This is a genomic window from Streptomyces sp. URMC 123 (genome assembly GCF_051386515.1).
Taxonomy (GTDB): domain Bacteria; phylum Actinomycetota; class Actinomycetes; order Streptomycetales; family Streptomycetaceae; genus Streptomyces.
Genome location: NZ_JBPQTV010000095.1, coordinates 1 through 20,728 on the forward strand (window position 1 = coordinate 1; position 20,728 = coordinate 20,728).

The following is a 20,728-nucleotide window of genomic DNA, read 5'->3' on the forward strand; positions in this document are numbered from 1 at the left end:
AGACCGCACCCCCGCCGCCGCGCCGAAGCCCACCTCACAGGGGCCCACCGCGGACGCGCCCGTAACGGACCCCGTAACCGACCTCGTGACGGGCTCCCCGGCGGGCCCCGTCGCGCCCGAACTGCTCGCCGCGCTGCGCCGGATACGGATGTCCGAGGACCTGCGGTCCGCCACGGTCGGCGACCGCACCGTCCGTGCGGACGACCCCCGCGACCTCCAACCCCAACTGGGCGCCGTACTGTACGACGTCCTCCACAGCGGCCGCGCCCACGAGGAGAAGGTCCGGCTGACGCTGCGCGAGCCCGCGTTCGAGACCGAACTGCGCGCCGCCGTCCCGCACGAGCACATCGTCCGGCCCGCGACCGTACTGGCGTCGCGCCTCCCCGCGCGGCCCTCCGACAGTTCTGCCGCCCCCGCCGAACGCCCGGGAGCACCCGCCGAGGAGCGGGTGCTGGTGGCGATGGACCAGAGCGGCGTACGGGTGCGGGTGCCCGCCTCCGCCCTCGTCGGCCAGGACGGTCCCGCGCCGGAGCCCGGCTCTCTCGTCCGGGTCCGCCTGGCGCCGTACCGGCCCGCGCTGTCGCCCGGCTTCTTCTACGTCTTCGGCACCCGCGAGCCGGAGTTCGGCGACGACCTGCTCCGGGTCTACGTCCACCTCGCCGACGCGCGGAGCGCCGTGGCCGCCTGGGCGGCCGTGCTGGAGCGGCTGGAGGCGGCCGGGGCGCACTACCACGCCAAGGTGCTCTCCACGCCGTACTCCTACCCCCGCAGGGACGCCCTGGTGGTCTACCTGGGCCGCGAGTCGTGGGCGGCCTGCCACGAGGTGGCCGGGACCGTCCGCGACCTGCCCGGCGTCGCCCCCGACACCTCCGCCTTCGCCCACCGGCTCGGCCCCGGCGCCGCCATCGCCTGGGAGCCGGCCGACCCCCGCCCCGGCAACGGCCGGCTCAGCTTCGGCCAGCACCGGGCCGGGGCCCTGGCCGAGGCGGCCGTCGCCGCGGCGCGACAGGGCCTGTTGCCCCTCGCCGGGCCCGGGGGCGACGCGGCCACCGGTCGCGGGATGTCCGACTCCGACGCGACCACCGGCTCCGAGGCGCTGGCCTCCGTCGTCGCCGAGGCGTTCCGCGCCGCCGGCGCCGACCCCGCCGCGCCGTTCCGCAACATCGGTTCTCCACCGGTCCCCCCACCGTGAAGTCCCCGGGCGCCGGCACCGAACGGCCGCGCGCCCGGCCCCGCCCCACCGTTCGACCCGCCGCGCGCGGTCCCGGTTCGAGAGGGACAGTCCTGTTCGGTGCAAGCCCCCGTTCGAGGAAGGTCCCGGTCCGGGGAACGCCGCGGTTCCAGGAAAGGAGAGCCCGTGCAACCCCCTGTCGCCGTCGAGGTGCGAGGACTGCGGAAGGCGTTCGAGGACAAGGTCGCCGTCGCTGGAGTGGACCTGACCGTTCCGCGCGGCAGTTTCTACGGGCTCGTCGGCCCCAACGGCGCCGGCAAGACCACCAGCCTCTCCATGATCACAGGTCTGCTGCGGCCGGACGACGGCACCGTCACGGTCGCGGGCCACGACGTCTGGCGGGACCCGTACGAGGCCAAGGAGCGGATCGGCATCCTCCCCGAGGGGCTGCGCCTCTTCGAGCGGCTCAGCGGCCGTGAACTGCTCGCCTACACCGGCCGGCTGCGCGGGCTGCCGGGCGCGGAGGTCGACGAGCGGGCCGCGGAACTGCTGGAGGTGCTCGGTCTCGAAGAGGCCGCCGGCAAGCTGGTGGTCGACTACTCGACCGGCATGCGCAAGAAGATCGGCCTGGCCGCGGCCCTGCTCCACAACCCGCCGGTGCTCTTCCTGGACGAGCCGTTCGAGAGCGTGGACCCGGTCTCCGCCCAGACCATCCGCGGGGTGCTGGAGAGCTACACCGCCTCCGGCTCGACCGTGGTCTTCTCCAGCCACGTCATGGAGCTCGTGGAGGCCCTGTGCGGCCATGTGGCGATCATGGCGGCCGGGCGGGTCGTGGCCGCCGGCACCCTGGACGAGGTCCGCGGCGGCAAGGGGCTGAACGAGGTCTTCATGGAGCTGGTCGGCGCCCCGATCGCCAAGGGCGGGGCCAAGGGGAACGCGCGGAAGGGGGCGCTCGCGTGGTTGGGCTCTTCGTCCGTCTGAAGCTCGCACTGCTGCGGGGCAGCCTGCGCCGCAGTACCGCGCGCGTCGTCGGATTCGTGGTGGGGACGGCCGTCGCCCTGGTGGCCGCCTCGGTCGTCGCCGTACAACTCGCCCTGCGGCACGGGGAGGACGGCGCCGCGGACCTCGCGGTCGTCACCTTCGCCGGCCTCGCCCTGGGCTGGATCGTGCTGCCGCTCTCCTCCGGCTCCGGCTCGGGCGACGAGAGCGCCGACCCGACCCGGCTCGCCGTGCTGCCCGTACGGCCGCGCCCGCTGATCCTCGGCTCCACGGCGGCGGCCCTGGTGGGGCCGGGGCCGCTGGCCACCCTCCTGTTGATCGGCGGCGCGGTGGCCGCCGTCACCGGGTTCGGCCCCGCGCTCCTCGTGGGCGTGCCGGCCGCAGTACTGGCGTTGCTGCTGTGCGTGGTCGCCTCGCGGGCTCTGATCGCCGCCTACGCGCGCGCCCTGACCAGCCGGCGCGGCAAGGACGTGGCGGCGTTCGGCGGCCTGCTGGCCGCCCTCGCCTCGTACGCGACCTATCTGCTGCTCTCCTCGGCCGGCACCGCCGGCCCCGCGCTGCCACCGGCCGTGCCGCGGGTGCTGCGCTGGACCCCGCCCGGCTGGGCCGCCGACGCCCCTCAGGCCGCCCTGGAGGGCCGCTACGGGGTGGCGCTCGCCGAACTGGCCGGTGTGGCCGTACTGATCGTGCTGCTGATGGCCTGGTGGCACGCGTCCCTGGTGCGGCTGATGACCACCGCCGACAGCTCCACCGCGCGGTCCGTGCGCGCCCGCGGCGAGGGCACCGGAGCGCTGTCGCGGCTGGTGTCGGCGAACCGCACCCTGCTGATCACCCGCCATCAGCTGCGCTGCTTCACCCGCGCCCCGCGGCACCGGATGCTGATGGTCACCGCGCTGGCCTACTCGCTGCTCTTCCCGGTCGTGCTGGTGGCGGTGGCGGTCAAGAACCCGTACGCGGTGCTGGGCGGCGCCTGGGTGTTCGCCCTGACCGCGCCCTCGATGCTGTTCAGCATGGACGGCTCGGCGGTGTGGACGAACGTGGCCACCACGCGCAGCAGGGCCCACGCCCGCGCCGAGGTCACCGGCCGCTTCCTGGCCCAGGCGGTCGTCGCCGTCCCGTGGCTGGGCGCCATGGCCGTGGTGCTCGGCCTGGTCACCGGCCGCATGGCGGAGGTGCCCGCCGTGCTGGGCCTGACCTACGCCATGCTCGGCGTGACGTTCTCCCTGGGCGCGGTCATCAGCGTCCGCTGGCCGTACGCCTTCGAGCACGACTCCATCACGGTGGGCGTGCCGGGCCAGGGCGGGACGTACCACCTGATGAACTTCGCCGCCTCCGTGGCGGGTCCCCTCGCCGCCGCCCCGATCGCCGTGGCGGCCGCAGTACTGCACGGCTCCCCGACCTCCTGGCTGCTGCTGCCGATCGGCGTCGGGTACGGGGTGCTGGTCGCCCTGGTCGTGCTGCGGCGCACCGGGAACCGGCTGTACCGGACCTATCCGGACGTGCTGACGGCGCTGCGCCTCGGCTGACCGCCACCCGGCCCCCGGCCCGGCCCACCGGCCCCCCGGTCCGGCCCCCGATCCGCCCACCCCGAGCCCGCAAGGACCCTGACGCGCTGTGACAACGAACGACTCAGCCTTCCGCCGACTGCTCGGCCACGCCCGGCCGCACCGTGCCGCCCTGGTCACCGGGGCGGTCCTGACCGCCGTCGGTGGGCTGGCCGGGCTCGCCCAGCCGCTGGTCGCCAAGTCCTTCGTGGACTCCCTCGCGGCGGACGAGGGCGTGCTGCGCCCCGTACTGCTGCTGGGCCTGCTGGTCCTCGGCGGCGCCGTCGTCGGCGCCTTCGGGATGTACACCATGGAACGGGCCGCGGAGAGCGTCGTGCTCACCGCTCGCCGCGGTCTCATCTCCCGGCTGCTCCGGTTGCGCGTCGACGCCGTCGACCGGCAGCGGCCGGGAGACCTGATCTCCCGTGTCACGGCGGACACCACCCTGCTGCGCTCCGCCGCCACCAGCCATCTCGTCGAGGTGGCCGTGGGCGCGATCACGCTGCTCGGCATGCTGGTCATGATGGCCCGGCTCGACGTCGTGCTGTTCGCCGTGGTGCTCGGGGTGGTCGTACTCATCGGTGGCTGCACGGCCCTGGTGATGCCCAGGATCGGCCGGGCGGGCCGCCGGGCCCAGGAGGCCCTGGGCGAGCTCGGAGCGGGCCTGGAGCGCGTCTTCGGGGCCTTCCGCACGGTCAAGGCCAGCGGTGCCGAGGACCGGGAGGCCGCGTCCCTCCACGGGGCCGCGCTGACGGCCTGGCGGCGGGGCGTGCAGGCCGCCCGCTGGGGAGCCGTCGCCGGGGTCTCCGGCGGGCTGGTCGTGCAGCTGTCGTTCCTGTCCGTCCTGGGCGTCGGCGGCGCGCGGGTCGCCGACGGCTCGCTGTCCGTCTCCTCGCTGATCGCCTTCCTGCTGTACCTGTTCTACCTGGTGGGCCCCGTGCACCAGTTGACCAGCGGGATCAGCGGTCTGCAGGTCGGCATGGCGGCGATCCGGCGGATCGGCGAGGTGGCCGATCTGGACGAGGAGCCCACGGCGGAGACCACCGCGGAGGCCACCGCGGCCGGGACCGAGGCCCGAACGCGGGCCGCCGCGGCCGCACCGGCCGCCTCTCCGAGGGAGGCCGGCACCGAGAGCTCCGGCGTCTCCGTTGCCTTCCGCGGCGTCCGGTTCCGCTACCGGGAGGACGGCCCGACGGTCCTCGACGGCCTGTCCTTCGAGGTGCCCGCCAATGGGCTCACCGCGGTCGTCGGCCCCTCCGGCACCGGCAAGAGCACCCTGTTCGCGCTGCTGGAACGGTTCTACGAGGCCGAGGCCGGCACCATCGAGGTCGGCGGGCGCGACATCCGCGACTGGTCGCTGCCCGAACTGCGCCGCACCATCGGCCTCGTGGAGCAGGACGCGCCCGTCCTCTCCGGAACGCTGCGGGACAACCTGCTGCTGGCGGCGCCCGACGCCCGTACGGACGACCTCGCCCTCGCCGTCGAACGGGCGCGGCTCACCTCCCTCGTGGAAGCGCTGCCGGACGGGCTCGACACCCCCGTCGGCCACCGCGGCACCGCGCTCTCCGGCGGCCAGCGGCAGCGCGTCGCCATCGCCCGCGCCCTGCTGCGCCGGCCCCGGCTGCTCCTGCTCGACGAGGCGACCAGCCAGCTCGACGCGCTCAACGAGCTCGAACTGCGCGACGCCATCGCCGAGATCTCCCGCACCACCACGGTGCTCGTCGTCGCCCACCGGCTGTCCACGGTGACCGAGGCCCGGCAGATCCTCGTCCTCGACAAGGGCGGGCTGCGCGCCACCGGCACCCATGACGACCTCGTCAGGACCGACGACCTCTACCGCGTGTTGTCCACGACCCAGATGCTCAGCCGGACGGCGCAGGCCCCCGAGCCCGCCGCAGTGGCCCCGGCCCCCGCCCTCGCCGGCGCCGCGACCGACTCTGGACAGCCCGACTGACCCGCGGGTAGCTTTCGCTGAGCAGCTGAGCAAGCGCTTAGCCGTATGCGGTCCACCGGGGCCGGGCGCGACGGGGAGACGAGGAGGCGCGATGCGGCGCACGGTGTTCGACGAGGACCACGAGGCGTTCCGGGCCACCCTCCGCGACGTCATCGCCGCCGAGGTCGCCCCGGTGTACACCCAGTGGGAGGCGGCCGGCCAGGTGCCGCGGGCCTTCTACCGCCGGCTCGGCGAACTCGGCGTCTTCGGCATCCAGGTGCCCGAGGAGTACGGCGGCGCGGGCGAGACGAGCTTCAAGTTCAACGCCGTCATCGCCGAGGAGACCGCCCGGGCCGGGGTGAGCTTCGGCGCCGCCGGGGTGCACACAGGACTGTGCCTGCCCTACCTCCTCACGTACGCCACCGAGGAGCAGAAGCGCCGCTGGCTGCCGCCCTTCGTCTCCGGCGAGATGATGACGGCCATCGCCATGACGGAGCCCGGCACCGGCTCCGACCTCGCCGGGATACGCACCACCGCCGTACTGTCGGACGACGGCACGCACTACGTCCTCAACGGCGCCAAGACCTTCATCACCGGTGGCGCCCAGGCCGACCGGGTGCTCGTCGTCGCCCGCACCGCCCCCGCCACCGACGGCGACCGCCGCGGCGGCCTCACCCTCCTGGCCGTCGACGCCCGCAGCGAGGGCTACGCCGTGGGGCGCAAGCTCGACAAGCTCGGGCTCAAGGCCTCGGACACGGCAGAACTGTCCTTCACCGACGTCCGGGTGCCCGTGGGCGACCGGCTCGGCGAGGAGGGCGAGGCCTTCACCTACCTGACCCACAACCTGCCGCAGGAGCGGCTCGCCATCGCCGTCGGCGCCTACGCCCAGGCCGCGGCCGCCGTACGGTTCGCGCTGGAGTACGTCAAGGACCGTACGGTCTTCGGCAGGGCCGTCGCGGAGTTCCAGAACACCAAGTTCGTCCTCGCCGAGTGCCGCGCCGACACGGACGCCCTGCAGGCCGTCGTGGACCGCGCGCTGGAGGCGCACGACGCCGGGGAGCTCAGCGGGGCCGACGCCGCCTCCGCCAAGCTGTTCTGCACCGAGCGCGCCGCCGTCGTCATCGACAAGTGCCTCCAGTTGCACGGCGGCTACGGCTACATGACGGAGTACCCCATCGCCCGGCTGTACGCGGACACCCGCGTCACCCGCATCTACGGCGGCACCAGCGAGGTCATGAAGTCCATCGTCGCCAAGTCGCTCGGCCTCTGACGGCCCGGCCCCGGAAACAGTCACGGACCCATGAGCACAGCACTCCAGGACCTGCTCGACCTCCTCGACCTCGAGCGCATCGAGCGGGACATCTTCCGCGGCGACAGCCATGCCTCCGTCATCCCGCGGGTGTTCGGCGGCCAGGTCGCCGCCCAGGCGCTCGTCGCGGCGGGCCGTACGGTGCCCGCCGACCGCTCGGCGCACTCGCTGCACGCCTACTTCCTGCGCCCCGGCGACCCCGGCGCGCCCATCGTCTACACCGTGGACCGCATCCGCGACGGCCGCTCCTTCACCACCCGGCGGGTGGTGGCCGTCCAGCACGGCCAGCCGATCTTCCACCTCTCCGCCTCCTTCCAGGTGGCGGAGGAGGGGCTGGACCACCAGGAGCGCATGCCGCCCGCGCCGGACCCGGAGACGCTGCCGACCGGCGCCGAGGCGCTGCCCCGCTACGCCCGGTTCTTCCGGGACCCGTCGGTGGTCGAGCGGCTGCTGGAGGCGCGCCGGGCGGTGGATCTGCGCTACGTCGACGAGCCGCCGTACGCCACGGTCGGGCAGGGCCCGCGCGAGGCGAAGTCGCAGGTGTGGTTCCGGACCAACGGCAAACTGGACGGAGCCGTCGACGAGCCCCTGCTGCACGTGTGCCTGGCCACCTATGTCTCCGACATGACGCTGCTGGACTCCGTACTGCTCGCGCACGGCCGGGGCGGCTGGGCCGTCGGTGACGTGGTCGGCGCGAGCCTGGACCACGCCATGTGGTTCCACCGGCCCTTCCGGGCCGACGAGTGGCTGCTCTACGACCAGCGCAGCCCGTCCTCGTCGGGCGGCCGCGGCCTCGCCCAGGGCCGGATCTACACCGCGGACGGCCGGCTGGCGGTCTCCGTCATCCAGGAGGGCGTCGTCCGCGTGCCCTGGTAGCCGCCCTCGCCGGGTGGGTGACCGGTCCGCGCGGCGGGTCGGGCATACTCGCGCATCATGGGCAGCGATGAGCAGGACGGGCGGCCGGGGCGGGCCGCGGCGGTCTCCGGCGCCGTGACGGCCCTCGGGCTCGCGGCCGCCAAGGCGGTCGCGGGGGTGGTCAGCGGCTCCAGCGCGATGCTGGCCGAGGCGGCGCACTCCCTGGCCGACGCGGTCGGCAGACCACTGCCGCCGCCGTCCCCGGGCGGGCCCGCGGCGGCCGACCGGCCCACGGAGGGCCACCGGCCCGAGCGCCGGGTCCGCGCGCTGCTCCTCGCCGTCGCCGCCTACACCGCCGGCGCGGTCTTCGCCCTCTACGACGGCGTGCGCACCCTCGCCGAGGGCGGCGACCCCGGCGACCCGACGATCTCGTACGCCGTCCTCGCCGTGGCCCTGCTGGTCGCCGGCCGGACGCTGTGGCTCCGGCTCGCCCGGCTGCGTGCCGAGGCGGATCGATTCGCCGTGCCCCGCCGGCTCGCCCTGCGGCACACCCCGGACAGCGCGCTGGGCGTCGACCTGGTGGCCGGCGCGGCGGCCGTGCTGGGCCCCCTGCTGGCCGCCGGCGGGCTGCTCGCCGGCCGGCTCACCGGCTCCCGCGCCGGGGACGGGATCGCGTCCCTGCTGATCGCGCTGCTGCTGCTCGCGGTGGCCGGGGCGCTGGGCCGCGCGGGCGCCGAGGTGGTGCCGGACGGCCGCTCGCTGCCCCGGGAGATGCGCGACCGGGTCCGCGACGAGCTGCTGGAGCTGCCGTACGTGGTGGGGGTGCTGGAGCTGGTCACCGTGGTCCGGGGGCCCAGCGAGGTGCTGGTGGCCGCGAAGGTCGACTTCACGGACTACGCGACCGCCGAAGAGATCGAATGGGCGTGCGAGGACGCGGAGCGGGTGCTGCGGGAGCGCTTCCCGGGCGTCGGCAAGGTGTTCCTCGACCCCACGCCGGGCCCGTACCAGACCCGCCCCGCGTGACCACCGGTCCGCCGGGGGCGTGGGACGGGCCCGTCGGCCCTCGCACAGTTCTGCCGGCCGGCCCGTGGCGGGCCCGTCAGACGTCGAGCAGGCCCGCCGCCGCCAGCAGGTACCCGGTCAGCGGGTCGTAGAACCGCGGGTCCAGCACATGGTCGTCGAGCGGGATGGTCACCGCGAGGGTGCCCTCCGCCTCGCCCAGGAACAGCGCCGGGTCGTTGCAGTCCGCGAAGCCGATCGCGTCGATGCCCCGCTGGCCCGCGCAGCCCGCCCAGCCGTGGTCGGCCACCACGAGGTCCGGCAGCGGGCGGCCCTGGAGCTCCAGGGCGTCCAGGATCGCCGCCATGGGCTCGGGGGAGTGGGTGTGCCACAGCGTCGCGCCCCGCTCCAGCATCGCCACGTCGCAGAACTGGAAGACGTAGCCCTCGTCGGCCTGGAGCCCGCCGGGGATCGTCATCACCTCGCAGCCGGCCGCGCCGACCGCCGCCGCGAGCGAGCGGTGCACGTCCAGCAGTCCTCCGGGATGCCCGGTCGCGAACAGCACGCGCTGCCGCCCGGCGACCGCCTTGCGCAGTACTGCGGCCGCCCGGTCGAGGGCGGAGACCGTCAGCTCGGGGTCGATGGTGTCCTGGCCGGTGCGGTGCTCGGGGTCGTCGACCACACCGCAGCGCTCCGCCATCACGGCGAGCACGTCCTGCTCGTCGGTCCACCGGTCGCCGAGCTCCAGACCCAGCCAATAGTGCCGGTCGCCGTTGGCGAGCTTGCGGTAGTGGGAGAGGTTGTTCTCCCGGGGCGTGGCCACGTGCCCGGCGATGCGGGTCCGGACGAGGTGGTCGACCAGTGCGGCGCGGCTGGGGGCTGAGCTCGGTATCGGCATGTGCCCATTCTGTCGCGTCCCGCGCGCGATGGACGTGGTGTCCAAATCGTGGGGCGCAAGAACTCTGGAACGTACATGTGAGAAACCCGCAGGTCTGCCTAGTCTCGAAGGCCGTACGTCCCCCTGTCCCCCGATCGCCGAGAGGCAGTCGTATGAGCACCGCCGCCCGTGAACCCGTCGGCCCCGTCGACTCGTCCCGCATCCCGCGTTACGCCGGACCCGCGACCTTCGCCCGACTGCCCCGGCTGGACGAGGTCGGCACCGCCGATGTCGCGGTGGTCGGCGTGCCCTTCGACACCGGTGTCTCCTACCGGCCGGGCGCCCGCTTCGGCGGCAACGCCATCCGCGAGGCCTCCCGGCTGCTGCGCCCGTACAACCCGGCGCAGGACGCCTCGCCCTTCGCGCTGGCGCAGGTCGCGGACGCCGGTGACATCGCCGCCAACCCGTTCAACATCAACGAGGCCGTCGACACGATCGAGGCCGCGACCGAGGACCTCCTGGGCACCGGCGCCCGGCTGATGACCCTCGGCGGCGACCACACCATCGCGCTGCCGATCCTGCGGTCGGTCGCCCGCAAGCACGGCCCGGTGGCGCTGCTGCACTTCGACGCGCACCTCGACACCTGGGACACCTACTTCGGTGCCGAGTACACCCATGGCACGCCGTTCCGGCGCGCCGTGGAGGAGGGCATCCTCGACACCTCCGCGCTCTCCCACGTGGGCACCCGCGGCCCGCTGTACGGCAAGCAGGACCTCGACGACGACGAGAAGATGGGCTTCGGCATCGTCACCTCGGCCGATGTGATGCGGCGCGGCGTGGACGAGGTCGCCGACCAGCTCCGCCAGCGCATCGGGGACCGCCCGCTGTACATCTCCATCGACATCGACGTGCTGGACCCCGCGCACGCCCCCGGCACCGGCACGCCCGAGGCGGGCGGCCTGACCTCGCGCGAGCTGCTGGAGATCATCCGCGGGCTGTCCTCCTGCAACCTGGTGTCGGCCGACGTCGTGGAGGTCGCCCCGGCCTACGACCACGCCGAGATCACCAGCGTGGCCGCCTCCCACACGGCGTACGAGCTGACGACGATCATGTCGCGGCAGATCGCCGCCGAGAAGGCGGGCGCGGCGGACAAGGCGTGACAGCCGCTGTCCGAGCCCCCTCCGGGCCGTTCCGGGTCATTTAGCCCGAACGGGTGAACTTGCCGAGCGCCCACGGGTCGGCCGCGGGGACCTGGTCCCTTCGGCCGACCACCGTGTGCGACCAAGTACGTACAAAGAATTGAAACAAAAGCACACTCCGCCGGTGTTGTGGATCGTGGTTCTCCGGACTTCCGGGGCGCCAGGTGAGCGAGCACGACGGAGGTAGACCGGTGACGGGGACGGGGACGGACCAGGCGCGCGACGACGGGGAGCGCCCGGGCTGGGCGCGGCGGCTGGCGGGGTACACCTGGCGCTACCGCCGCAACGTACTGCTGTCCCTCGGCTCGTCCCTGGTGGGCATGGCCGTCATGGCCCTGGTCCCGCTGGTCACCAAGCTGATCATCGACGATGTGATCGTCGCCGACCGCCGCCCGCTGGCCCCCTGGGCGGCGGTCCTGGTCGGCGCCGCGCTGGTGGTCTACGTCCTCACCTACATCAGGCGTTACTACGGCGGCCGGCTGGCCCTGGACGTCCAGCACGACCTGCGCACCGAGATGTACGGCTCGCTCACCGCGCTGGACGGCAGACGCCAGGACGAGCTCGACACCGGCCAGGTCGTCGGCCGGGCCACCAGCGATCTGCAGCTCATCCAGGGGCTGCTCTTCATGTTGCCGATGACCATCGGCAACATCCTGCTCTTCCTCGTCTCGCTGGTCGTGATGGCCACGCTCTCGCCGCTGCTGACGGTGGTCGCGCTGGCCGTCGCCCCGGCGCTGTGGTTCATCGCGCAGCTCAGCCGCAAGCGGCTGTTCCCCGCCACCTGGTACGCCCAGCAGCAGGCCGGCGCCGTGGCGGGCGTGGTGGACGGCGCCGTGACCGGCGTCCGCGTCGTCAAGGGGTTCGGCCAGGAGGCGCAGGAGTCGGCCAAGCTGCGCGAGGCGAGCCGCCGGCTGTTCGCGGGCCGGCTGCGCACCATCCGGCTCACCTCCCGCTACAACCCGGCGCTCCAGGCGGTCCCCGCGCTCGGCCAGGTGGCCATGCTGGCGCTCGGCGGCTGGATGGCCACCCGCGGCCAGATCACCCTCGGTACCTTCGTCGCGTTCTCCACCTATCTGGCGCAGCTCGTCGGGCCGGTGCGGATGCTCACCATGGTGCTGACCGTGGGCCAGCAGGCCCGTGCCGGCGTCGAGCGGGTGCTGGAGGTCATCGACACCGAGCCGGCCATCACCGAGCGCCCCGGCGCCCTGGAGCTGCCCGCCGACGCCCCCGCGACGGTCGAGTTCGACTCCGTGAGCTTCGGCTACGCGCCCGACCGACCGGTTCTGTCCGACTTCTCGCTCCGCGTCGAGCCCGGGGAGACGGTCGCCGTCGTCGGCGCGTCGGGCAGCGGCAAGTCCACCGTCTCCCTGCTGCTGCCGCGCTTCTACGACGTCTCCGCGGGCGCCGTACGGGTCGGCGGGCACGATGTGCGCGATCTGACCCTGGACTCGCTGCGCGCCGCGATCGGGATGGTGCCCGAGGACAGCTTCCTCTTCTCCGACACGGTCCGCGCGAACATCGCGTACGGGCGGCCGGACGCCACGGAGGAGAGCATCCGGGCCGCCGCGCGGGCGGCTCAGGCCGAGCGCTTCATCGCCGAACTGCCGGAGGGCTACGACACCGAGGTCGGCGAGCAGGGGCTGACCCTCTCCGGCGGCCAGCGCCAGCGGATCGCGCTCGCCCGGGCCATCCTCACCGACCCCCGCCTCCTGCTGCTGGACGACGCCACCTCGGCCGTGGACGCCCGCGTCGAGCACGAGATCCACGAGGCGCTGCGCGAGGTGATGGCGGGCCGCACCACCCTGCTCATCGCGCACCGCCGCTCGACCCTCGCCCTCGCCGACCGGATCGCCGTCCTCGACGGCGGCCGGCTGGCGGACCTGGGCACGCACGAGGAGCTCCAGGAGCGCTCGGCCCTCTACCGCAGGCTGCTGACCGACCCCGACGAGCTGGGCGGGGTCGAGCGGGACCCGGCCGGCCTCAGGTCGCCGGAGGGCCACCGCAGGGACGCCGGCCGCGGCGCGGGCCGCGAGGCCCACCGCCGTGACGTCGACCGGCGTGACGCCGACCGCCGCGAGGTGGACATCGCCGCCGACATCGACGTGGAGGCGGAGATCGACTCCGAGCCGGTGAACGCGCGGCGGCGCGTCGTCGACGGCGTGACCCCGGAGCTGTGGGGGCGCGGAGACGGAGCGCGCACGCCGGCGCGTGGCACGGCGGCGACGGCCCGGACCACGGCTGCCTCGGCTTCGGCGACCACGACCACGACCACGATCACGGGAGCCCCGGCCACCGCACCCGCCCCGGCCGCCGGCCCCGGAGCGGCCGGCGCCCTCGCCGGCTCGCCCGCCACCCCCGAGCTGCTCGCCCAGGTGGCCGCGCTGCCGCCCGCCGACGACCTCCCCGACGTGGACGAGGAGAAGGCGGCCCGCCCCGAGCGCGACTACGGCCTGCGCCAATTGCTCCGCGGCTTCGGCGGCCCCCTGCTGATCAGCCTGCTGCTGGTGAGCGCCGACGCGCTCGCGGGCCTGCTGCTGCCGGTGCTGATCCGGCACGGCATCGACGAGGGCGTGCGCCAGACGGCGCTGGGCGCCGTCTGGGCGGCCTCCGGCCTCGCCCTCCTGGTGGTCCTCGCCCAGTGGGCGGCGCAGTTCGGCGAGACCCGGATGACGGGCCGCACCGGCGAGCGGGTGCTCTACTCCCTCCGCGTCAAGATCTTCGCCCAGCTCCAGCGGCTCGGCCTCGACTACTACGAGCGCGAGCTGACCGGCCGGATCATGACCCGGATGACCACGGACGTGGACGCGCTGTCCACGTTCCTCCAGACGGGCCTGGTCACGGCCGTCGTCTCGCTGCTGACCTTCTTCGGCATCCTGGTCGCCCTGGTCGTCATCGACGCCGAGCTCGCCCTGGTCGTCTTCGCCACGCTGCCCGTACTGATCGTCGGCACGGTCTTCTTCCGCCGTCAGAGCGTCAAGGCGTACGAACTGGCCCGCGAGCGGGTGAGCGTCGTCAACGGCGACCTCCAGGAGAGCGTGGCCGGCCTCCGCGTCCTCCAGGCGTTCCGCCGCGAGGGCGTGGGCGCCGAGCGGTTCGCCGCCCGGAGCGACGCCTACCGCCGGGCGCGTGTGCGCGGTCAGTTCCTGATCTCCGTCTACTTCCCCTTCGTGCAGTTGCTGTCCTCGGTCGCGGCGGCCCTGGTCCTGGTCGTCGGCGCGGGCCGGGTGAGCGAGGGCACGCTGACGGCGGGTGCCCTGGTCGCCTATCTGCTCTACATCGACCTCTTCTTCGCCCCGGTGCAGCAGCTCTCCCAGGTGTTCGACGGCTATCAGCAGGCGACCGTGTCGCTGCGGCGCATTCAGGAACTGCTGCGCGAGCCCACCACGACCCCGGTGGCCGAGCGGCCGCGCCGGGTGCGGACGCTCCGCGGGGAGGTCGCCTTCGAGGGCGTCCACTTCCACTACGGCCCGGCCGACCAGCCGGAGGAGGCGCTCACCGGGATCGATTTGTCGATACCGGCGGGTCAGACGGTGGCCTTCGTCGGGGAGACCGGCGCCGGCAAGTCCACCCTGGTCAAGCTGGTGGCCCGGTTCTACGACCCGTCGTCCGGCCGGGTCACCGCCGACGGCGTGGACCTGCGCGAGCTCGACCCGACCGAGTACCGGCACCGGCTCGGAATCGTCCCCCAGGAGCCGTATCTGTTCCCCGGCACGGTCCGCGACGCCATCGCCTACGGCCGCCCGGACGCCTCCGACGCGGAGGTCGAGGCGGCGGCCCGCGCGGTCGGCGCCCACGAGATGATCGCCGCGCTGGACGGCGGCTATCTGCACGCCGTCGCCGAGCGGGGGCGCAATCTCTCCGCCGGCCAGCGCCAGTTGATCGCCCTGGCCCGGGCCGAGCTGGTCGACCCCGACATCCTGCTCCTCGACGAGGCGACGGCGGCGCTGGACCTGGCCACCGAGGCGCTCGTCAACCAGGCCACGGACCGGCTGGCCGGCCGGCGTACGACGCTGGTGGTGGCGCACCGGCTGACGACGGCGGCCCGCGCCGACCGGGTGGTGGTCATGGACCACGGCCGGGTGGTCGAGGACGGCACGCACACCGAACTGCTGGCCAGGGGCGGCCACTACGCCCGGCTGTGGCGAACCTTCGTGGGCGAGCCGGAGGTGACGGCGGCCTGAGCGGCGGCGGCCCCGCGCAGAAGCGTCCGCGGCATGGGCGGCGGCGGCCCCGCATGAGCGTGTCCGCGGCCTGAGCGGCGGCGGCCCCGCACAAGAGTGTCCGCGGCCCCGTCGAACGGGACCGCGGACACCGTGTGCCGTGCCGGGCGGCGCTCAGCGTGCGCCGGGGCGGGCCGTCAGCCGCCGGCCGCCTTGGAGAACTCCGTCACCAGCGCCTCGTCGAACGCCTTGAGGTCGTCCGGCTTGCGGCTCGTGATCAGCGTGTTCGGCCCGCCGGTGCAGACCTTCACCTGTTCGTCGACCCAGGTGGCCCCCGCGTTGACGAGGTCGGTGCGCAGGCTCGGCCACGAGGTCACGGTGCGCCCGCGCACCACGTCCGCCTCGATCAGCGTCCAGGGCCCGTGGCAGATCGCGGCCACCGGCTTGCCGGCGTCGAAGAAGCCCTTGACGAACGCGACGGCGCCCTCGTCCATGCGCAGGAAGTCCGGGTTGGCCACCCCGCCGGGCAGCACGAGCGCGTCGTAGTCGGCCACCGAGGCCGCCTCGACCGTCTCGTCCACCGGGAAGGTGTCGGCCCGGTCCAGGTGGTCGAACGCCTGAATCCGCCCCGTCTTCGTGGACACCAGCCGCGGGGTGCCGCCGGCGTCCCGGACCGCTTGCCACGGCTCGGTCAGCTCGACCTGCTCCGTGCCCTCGGGCGCCACGAGAAAGGCAACCTTCACGTCTCTCAGTCCTTTCGTTCGCATCGGGTGGACCCATGGGAGCCCCGGCGGCCCGGTGCGCTGCCCGGGCGGCGCGGGTGATCCCTGCGATCTCGATTCTGCGCCTACCCGGGCGGAAAGGGGCGAAACGGCCGCGCCGCCGGGTCCGCCGCAACCGTTCTCCGCCCCAGGGCGTCCGTAGGTCGGAACAGGTGTTCCCGCTTGACGAACATGTGTACGGGGGTGGCGCGGGTTCGCCGTACTGAGGACATCGAGGAGGCAGGGTGAGCACAGGCGTGGCACGGCGCCGCAGAACTCTCGGGATCACCGCCGCGCTGGCGACCGCCGCCGTGGCGCTCATCGGGCCGGGGGCCGCGCCGGCCGCCGCCGCCCCCACGGGCTGCCCCGGCCACCTGGCCCGCACCCTGGACCTGCCCAACGGCCAGGTGCGCGTCTACCGGAGCCACACCATGCGGTGCGCGATCACCTACACCCGTACGCCCGGCGTCCGCACCACCATGAGCGTCAGCATCCAGGCGCGCGGCGGCCGGCCTCAGGTGGACAGCGGCCGCTACACCCACCACGCGGGGCCGGTGCGGGCCTCGGCCGGGAACCGCTGTGTGCTGGTGCGCGGGCGGGTGGGCGACCACGTGGCGGACTCCGGCTGGACGCTCTGCTGAGAGCCCGCCCTCCGGCCGCGTCACGTCTGGTCACCGCCGGGCCCTCCCGGTAGGTTCGCCGCGACCTTTGCGAACCCAAGGGGAGGGCGAATGCGCAAGGCGCTCAGATGGACGGTGGCCCTGGCGGTGCTGATAGGCACGGCCGGCGCCACCGGGGGAACCGCCCATGCCGACGGCAGTGGGCGAGCGGCGGGAGCGGCCACCGCCGCGACGGCCGTCACGGACCCCACGACCCAGGACATCAAGGACCGTCTCCTCGCGATCCCGGGCATGAGCCTGGTCGAGGAGAAACCGGTCCCCGGATACCGCTACTTCGTCCTCCAGTACGAACAGCCGGTCGACCACCGGCGGCCGTACAAGGGCACCTTCAAGCAGCGGGTGACCGTACTGCACAAGGGCACGGACCGGCCGACGGTCTTCCACACCTCCGGCTACAACGTCTCCACCAACCCCACCCGCAGTGAGCCGACCCGCCTGGTCGACGGCAACCAGGTGTCCATGGAGTACCGGTACTTCACCCCCTCCCGGCCCGAGCCCGCCGACTGGTCGAAGCTCGACATCTGGCAGGCGGCCACCGACCAGCACCGCGTCTTCGCCGCCCTCAAGCCGATCTACGGCAAGAACTGGCTCTCCACGGGCGGCAGCAAGGGCGGCATGACGGCCACCTACTTCCGGCGCTTCTACCCCCGGGACATGGACGGCACCATCGCCTACGTCGCCCCGAACGACGTCAACGACCGCGAGGACTCCGCCTACGACCGGTTCTTCGCGAGCGTCTCGACCCAGGAGTGCCGGACCGCGCTCAACACCATCCAGCGCGAGGCCCTGCTGCGCCGCACCGAGATGACCGACCGGTACCGGGCGTGGGCCGAGAAGAACGGTTCCACCTTCCACACCGTCGGCAGCCTCGACAAGGCGTACGAGAGCGCCGCGCTCGACCTCGTCTGGGCCTTCTGGCAGTACAGCTCCGAGAAGGACTGCGCCAAGGTGCCCGCCCGCACGGTCTCGACCGACGAGCTCTACGCCTACGTGGACGCCATCTCGGGCTTCGCCTCCTACACCGACCAGGGGCTCGCCCCCTACACGCCGTACTACTACCAGGCGGGCACCGAACTGGGCGCGCCGACCGTGCGCAACCCCCACCTCAAGGGCCTGCTGCGCTACCCCGGGTACTTCACCCCGCGCGCCTATGTGCCCCGTGACATCCCCATGAAGTGGCGGCACGGCGTGATGCGGGACGTGGACCACTGGGTGCGCCACCACAGCGAGCGGATGCTGTTCGTCTACGGGGAGAACGACCCGTGGGGTGCCGAGCCGTTCGAGCTGGGCAAGGGCGCCAAGGACGGCCATGTGTTCACCGCCCCGGGCGCCAACCACGGGGCCAACATCGAGAAGCTGGCGCCCGAGGACAGGGCCAGGGCGACCGCGGCGGTGCTCTCCTGGGCCGGTGTGGCCCCGGCGGCCGTCCAGCGCGGTGACGACCAGGCGGCCAAGCCGCTGGCGCCGTACAACAAGGCGCTGGACCGGGCCCAGGACGACCGGCGGACGACCCTGCGGCCGTAGGACACCGGCCGAAAACGGGCCCGGGGCCCTCGGCCAGGGCCAGGCCCCGGAAGCGGCGCCCGCCGCCCTGTGACGCTCTCAGAGGCGGCGGGCGCAGCCCACCGGCCGCTCGCCGCCCACGTCCACGTACAGGGCCGTCGAGGGCGGGCACCGGTCCCGGGACGGCACCGTGACCGTCAGCCGGAACTCCGGTGCCCGCTCGCCCGACCCGTCGCAGGCGGTCTCCTTCACCTCGTGGTGCCGCGCCGCGTACAGGCAGTCGCCCACGACGGTGCGGGGGCCGCCGCCCCCGCCCGGGTCGCCGGGGTGCGGGGGGCGCAGATTGCGCATGCAGGCGTAGCCCTGCGGGACCCGGCCGTCGCCGTCCTCGTCGACGGCCGGCCGGTGCTCGGTGATGTGCAGGACGAAGTCCGTGTGCTCCGGGCAGCGCGGGCCCGCCACCTGCCGGCCCTCGTACCGGGCGACGACCCGGGCCACCGCCCGCGCGCCGGCGCACGGGGCCTCCGCGAAGCCCTCCCCGGCGCGCCGGCCGCACTCGCCCTCGCCCAGGAACGTGGCGCCGTAGCCGGAGGGCTGCGGCGAGACGGACCGCCGGGGCGCGTCGGCCGGCGGGCCCCCAGGGGCGCCGCCCGGCTCGCGCTGACAGGCGGACAGGGCCAGGAGCGCGGCGAGCGCCCCCAGCCACAGCGACAGCCCCCCGTGCGCCCGCATGACGGCCCCCGTCCCGTTCCCGGCTCCCAGCGTGGCCCGGTGCCGCGGGTCGCGCCAGGCGCGCGGGGGCGCATGGGGCCGGTTGGCGGAGGCGCGCGGGAGGCGCACCGTAGCGATCAGTACGACAGGCCGTACCCCATGCCGTACAGCGGCTGGTCCGGCGCGTCCGCCCGGGGCACCACCACCGGGAGCGCCCCGCTGGGCCGCGCCCGGCCCGCGATCACCCGGGCCGCGGCGCGCAGTTCGACCTCCGTCCAGGAGTAGCTCACCAGGGACGCGCGCAGGCCCGTGTCGGTGAGCCGGGCGATGTCGTACGGGTTCCTGATGGCCAGGTGCACCACCGGCACCCCGGTCGCGGCGAGCGCCGCCACCAGGGCGCGCTGCGCCGAGCCGGCCCCCACGTTGTACGTCGTCACCAGGACCGCGTCCCGGCCGCGCGCCGCCGCCACGGCCTCGTCGATCTTCGCCTGGGTGGGCTCGGGGCGGGTGCCGGTCGATGTCGTCAGCGCGGTGGCGGTGTGCCCCAGGGCGGACAGCTCGCGCGCCAGTACGGCGGTCGGCGGGCCACCGGTCCCGGTGGGCGGCGCCGGATCGACCCCGGCCACCAGCACGCTCCGGTGGCGCCGGCGGGACAGCGGCAGCAGCGGACGGCCCGCCGTGGCCTCGTTGACCAGGAGAGTCGTCGTCCGCTCCGCGATCCGGTCGGCGCCGGCCCGATGCGGCCGGGAACCCACCGTACGGTCCACGCCCGCATGGGTGACATAGGGGTCGCGGAAGAGGCCGAGGCGGGCCTTGAGCCGCAGGATGCGCAGCAGCGACCGGTCCAGCCGGTCCCGGCCGATCTCGCCCTCCCGTACGGCGCGCAGTACTGCCGGCCAGGCGATCCGGATGTCCGGCGGGTTCAGCAACTGGTCGACGCCGGCCGCGAGCGCCAGTACGGGCACCCGGTCGTCCCCGTACTTCTGCCGCACACCCGCCATGCCGAGCGAGTCCGTGACCACCACTCCGTCGTAGCCGAGCCGCTCGCGCAGGATGCCGGTGAGGATGGGCCGGGAGAGGGTGGCCGGGTCGTCGGCGGGGTCGAGGGCCGGGAACAGCAGATGGCCCGTCATGATCGAGTCGATGCCGGCCTCGATCGCGGCCAGGAAGGGCGGCGCGTCGAGCCGTTCCCACTCCTGCCGGCTGTGGGTGATGAGCGGGATGTCGTAGTGGCTGTCCTTGGTCGTGTCGCCATGGCCGGGGAAGTGCTTGGCGGTGGCCGCGACCCCGACCCCCTGGTACCCCCGCACCTGCGCGGCGACGAGGCGGGCGACGGCGCGCGGGTCGGCGCCGAAGGAGCGCACGCCGATCACCGGATTGGCGGGGTTCACATTGACGTCGGCGACCGGGGCGTAGTTCTGCCGGATGCCCATCGCGGCCAGCTCCGCGCCGGCGATCCGGGCCGCCGCGCGGGCGTCGGCGGGGGAGGCGTGCGCCCCCAGCGCCATGGCGCCCGGCACGGCGGTGGCGGGCGCCCCTATGCGGGCGACGACGCCGTGCTCCTGGTCCGTGGAGATCAGCAGCGGTACGGGGGTGGGCTGGGCCAGGCCGGCCCGCTGGATGCCGTTGGACAGATCGGCGATCTGGTGGGGGTCGCGGGTGTTGTGCGCCCAGCCGAAGTAGATGATGCCGCCGACGTGGTACTTCGCGATCAGTTCGGCGGCGTTGGAGACGCCCAGCTCCTTCTGGTTCAGGGCGACGTCGGCGGGGTCGGGGGCGGTGGCCGAGTGGCCGTACACCCGCATCACGAAGAGCTGGCCGACCTTCTCCTCGGGGGACATCCGGGCGATGAGACCCATGAGCTCCGCGCGGTCGGGAGCGTCGGCGGGGCCGGTTTCCTCGAGGGGCGCTCTTCGGCGCGCCGCGGCGCCGGCGGAGGCGCCGTCGGCGGCGAGCAGCGCCGCGGTGGCCGAGGCCGCGGAGGCGGCGAGCACGGCGCGGCGGGAGGGGGCGGGGCCGCCCGGGGG

The 20,728-nt window shown here is 74.3% G+C and carries 15 protein-coding genes; 11 read left to right on the forward strand and 4 right to left on the reverse strand.

Annotation, left to right across the window (positions count from 1 at the left end; translation table 11 throughout):
• The 7 genes from ACSNOD_RS13950 to ACSNOD_RS13980 form a co-directional block, all read left to right on the forward strand.
• Window positions 1-1,192, forward strand: a 1,192-nt coding sequence (locus tag ACSNOD_RS13950; RefSeq protein ID WP_436767217.1) for a T3SS effector HopA1 family protein, incomplete at its 5' end; no start/stop codon positions are given.
• Window positions 1,193-1,357: 165 nt separating this feature from the next.
• Window positions 1,358-2,152 carry an ABC transporter ATP-binding protein gene (locus tag ACSNOD_RS13955; protein ID WP_436767218.1) on the forward strand — a complete coding sequence of 265 codons (795 nt, stop codon included), beginning with the start codon at window positions 1,358-1,360 and terminating at the stop codon, window positions 2,150-2,152.
• Entirely contained in the window at window positions 2,128-3,696 is a 1,569-nt protein-coding gene (locus ACSNOD_RS13960) for a transporter (RefSeq protein WP_436767219.1), read from the forward strand. The genes ACSNOD_RS13955 and ACSNOD_RS13960 overlap by 25 nt, the downstream gene beginning before the upstream one ends.
• An 88-nt stretch (window positions 3,697-3,784) precedes the next feature.
• Window positions 3,785-5,668, forward strand: coding sequence for an ABC transporter ATP-binding protein (locus tag ACSNOD_RS13965; protein ID WP_436767220.1), 1,884 nt, complete (start codon window positions 3,785-3,787; stop codon window positions 5,666-5,668).
• Window positions 5,669-5,759: 91 nt separating this feature from the next.
• The gene (locus ACSNOD_RS13970; protein WP_436767221.1) at window positions 5,760-6,917 is read left to right on the forward strand and encodes an acyl-CoA dehydrogenase family protein; all 1,158 of its coding nucleotides are present in this window, start codon (window positions 5,760-5,762) and stop codon (window positions 6,915-6,917) included.
• 30 nt (window positions 6,918-6,947) lie between these two features.
• The gene (locus ACSNOD_RS13975; RefSeq protein ID WP_436767222.1) at window positions 6,948-7,832 is read left to right on the forward strand and encodes an acyl-CoA thioesterase; all 885 of its coding nucleotides are present in this window, start codon (window positions 6,948-6,950) and stop codon (window positions 7,830-7,832) included.
• Window positions 7,833-7,889: 57 nt separating this feature from the next.
• The gene (locus ACSNOD_RS13980; RefSeq protein ID WP_436767223.1) at window positions 7,890-8,834 is read left to right on the forward strand and encodes a cation transporter; all 945 of its coding nucleotides are present in this window, start codon (window positions 7,890-7,892) and stop codon (window positions 8,832-8,834) included.
• A 76-nt stretch (window positions 8,835-8,910) separates the two neighbouring features.
• Here ACSNOD_RS13980 and ACSNOD_RS13985 read toward each other — a convergent pair whose 3' ends face one another.
• Entirely contained in the window at window positions 8,911-9,708 is a 798-nt protein-coding gene (locus ACSNOD_RS13985; RefSeq protein ID WP_436767224.1) for a phosphatase, read from the reverse strand.
• Between the two features lie 152 nt (window positions 9,709-9,860).
• On the opposite strand from ACSNOD_RS13985, the gene speB reads away from it, so the two are divergent.
• Both speB and ACSNOD_RS13995 read left to right on the forward strand, forming a co-directional pair.
• Window positions 9,861-10,847: an agmatinase gene (gene speB, locus ACSNOD_RS13990; protein ID WP_436767225.1), complete on the forward strand. Its 987-nt coding sequence runs from the start codon at window positions 9,861-9,863 to the stop codon at window positions 10,845-10,847.
• A 230-nt stretch (window positions 10,848-11,077) separates the two neighbouring features.
• Complete coding sequence (locus ACSNOD_RS13995) at window positions 11,078-15,067, forward strand: ABC transporter ATP-binding protein (protein ID WP_436767226.1); 3,990 nt, start codon at window positions 11,078-11,080, stop codon at window positions 15,065-15,067.
• Between the two features lie 176 nt (window positions 15,068-15,243).
• Here the strand turns inward: ACSNOD_RS13995 and ACSNOD_RS14000 are convergent, their stop codons facing one another.
• The gene (locus ACSNOD_RS14000) at window positions 15,244-15,789 is read right to left on the reverse strand and encodes a type 1 glutamine amidotransferase domain-containing protein (RefSeq protein WP_436767227.1); all 546 of its coding nucleotides are present in this window, start codon (window positions 15,787-15,789) and stop codon (window positions 15,244-15,246) included.
• Window positions 15,790-16,052: 263 nt separating this feature from the next.
• On the opposite strand from ACSNOD_RS14000, the gene ACSNOD_RS14005 reads away from it, so the two are divergent.
• Both ACSNOD_RS14005 and ACSNOD_RS14010 read left to right on the forward strand, forming a co-directional pair.
• Window positions 16,053-16,448 carry a hypothetical protein gene (locus ACSNOD_RS14005; protein ID WP_436767228.1) on the forward strand — a complete coding sequence of 132 codons (396 nt, stop codon included), beginning with the start codon at window positions 16,053-16,055 and terminating at the stop codon, window positions 16,446-16,448.
• Window positions 16,449-16,538: 90 nt separating this feature from the next.
• The gene (locus tag ACSNOD_RS14010; protein ID WP_436767229.1) at window positions 16,539-18,011 is read left to right on the forward strand and encodes a S28 family serine protease; all 1,473 of its coding nucleotides are present in this window, start codon (window positions 16,539-16,541) and stop codon (window positions 18,009-18,011) included.
• A gap of 78 nt (window positions 18,012-18,089) precedes the next feature.
• On the opposite strand, the gene ACSNOD_RS14015 is transcribed toward ACSNOD_RS14010, so the two are convergent.
• Window positions 18,090-18,722 carry a hypothetical protein gene (locus ACSNOD_RS14015; RefSeq protein ID WP_436767230.1) on the reverse strand — a complete coding sequence of 211 codons (633 nt, stop codon included), beginning with the start codon at window positions 18,720-18,722 and terminating at the stop codon, window positions 18,090-18,092.
• Between the two features lie 116 nt (window positions 18,723-18,838).
• Complete coding sequence (locus tag ACSNOD_RS14020; RefSeq protein WP_436767231.1) at window positions 18,839-20,695, reverse strand: glycoside hydrolase family 3 protein; 1,857 nt, start codon at window positions 20,693-20,695, stop codon at window positions 18,839-18,841.
• Between the last annotated feature and the right edge of the window lie 33 nt (window positions 20,696-20,728).

Excerpts from the sequence above, each read along its gene's own strand:
- ACSNOD_RS14015 (WP_436767230.1), bottom strand. The coding sequence starts at position 18,722 with ATGCGGGCGCACGGGGGGCTGTCGCTGTGGCTGGGGGCGCTCGCCGCG.
- ACSNOD_RS13985 (WP_436767224.1), bottom strand. The coding sequence starts at position 9,708 with ATGCCGATACCGAGCTCAGCCCCCAGCCGCGCCGCACTGGTCGACCAC.
- ACSNOD_RS14010 (WP_436767229.1), top strand. The coding sequence starts at position 16,539 with ATGCGCAAGGCGCTCAGATGGACGGTGGCCCTGGCGGTGCTGATAGGC.
- ACSNOD_RS13970 (WP_436767221.1), top strand. The coding sequence starts at position 5,760 with ATGCGGCGCACGGTGTTCGACGAGGACCACGAGGCGTTCCGGGCCACC.
- ACSNOD_RS13980 (WP_436767223.1), top strand. The coding sequence starts at position 7,890 with ATGGGCAGCGATGAGCAGGACGGGCGGCCGGGGCGGGCCGCGGCGGTC.
- speB (WP_436767225.1), top strand. The coding sequence starts at position 9,861 with ATGAGCACCGCCGCCCGTGAACCCGTCGGCCCCGTCGACTCGTCCCGC.
- ACSNOD_RS13975 (WP_436767222.1), top strand. The coding sequence starts at position 6,948 with ATGAGCACAGCACTCCAGGACCTGCTCGACCTCCTCGACCTCGAGCGC.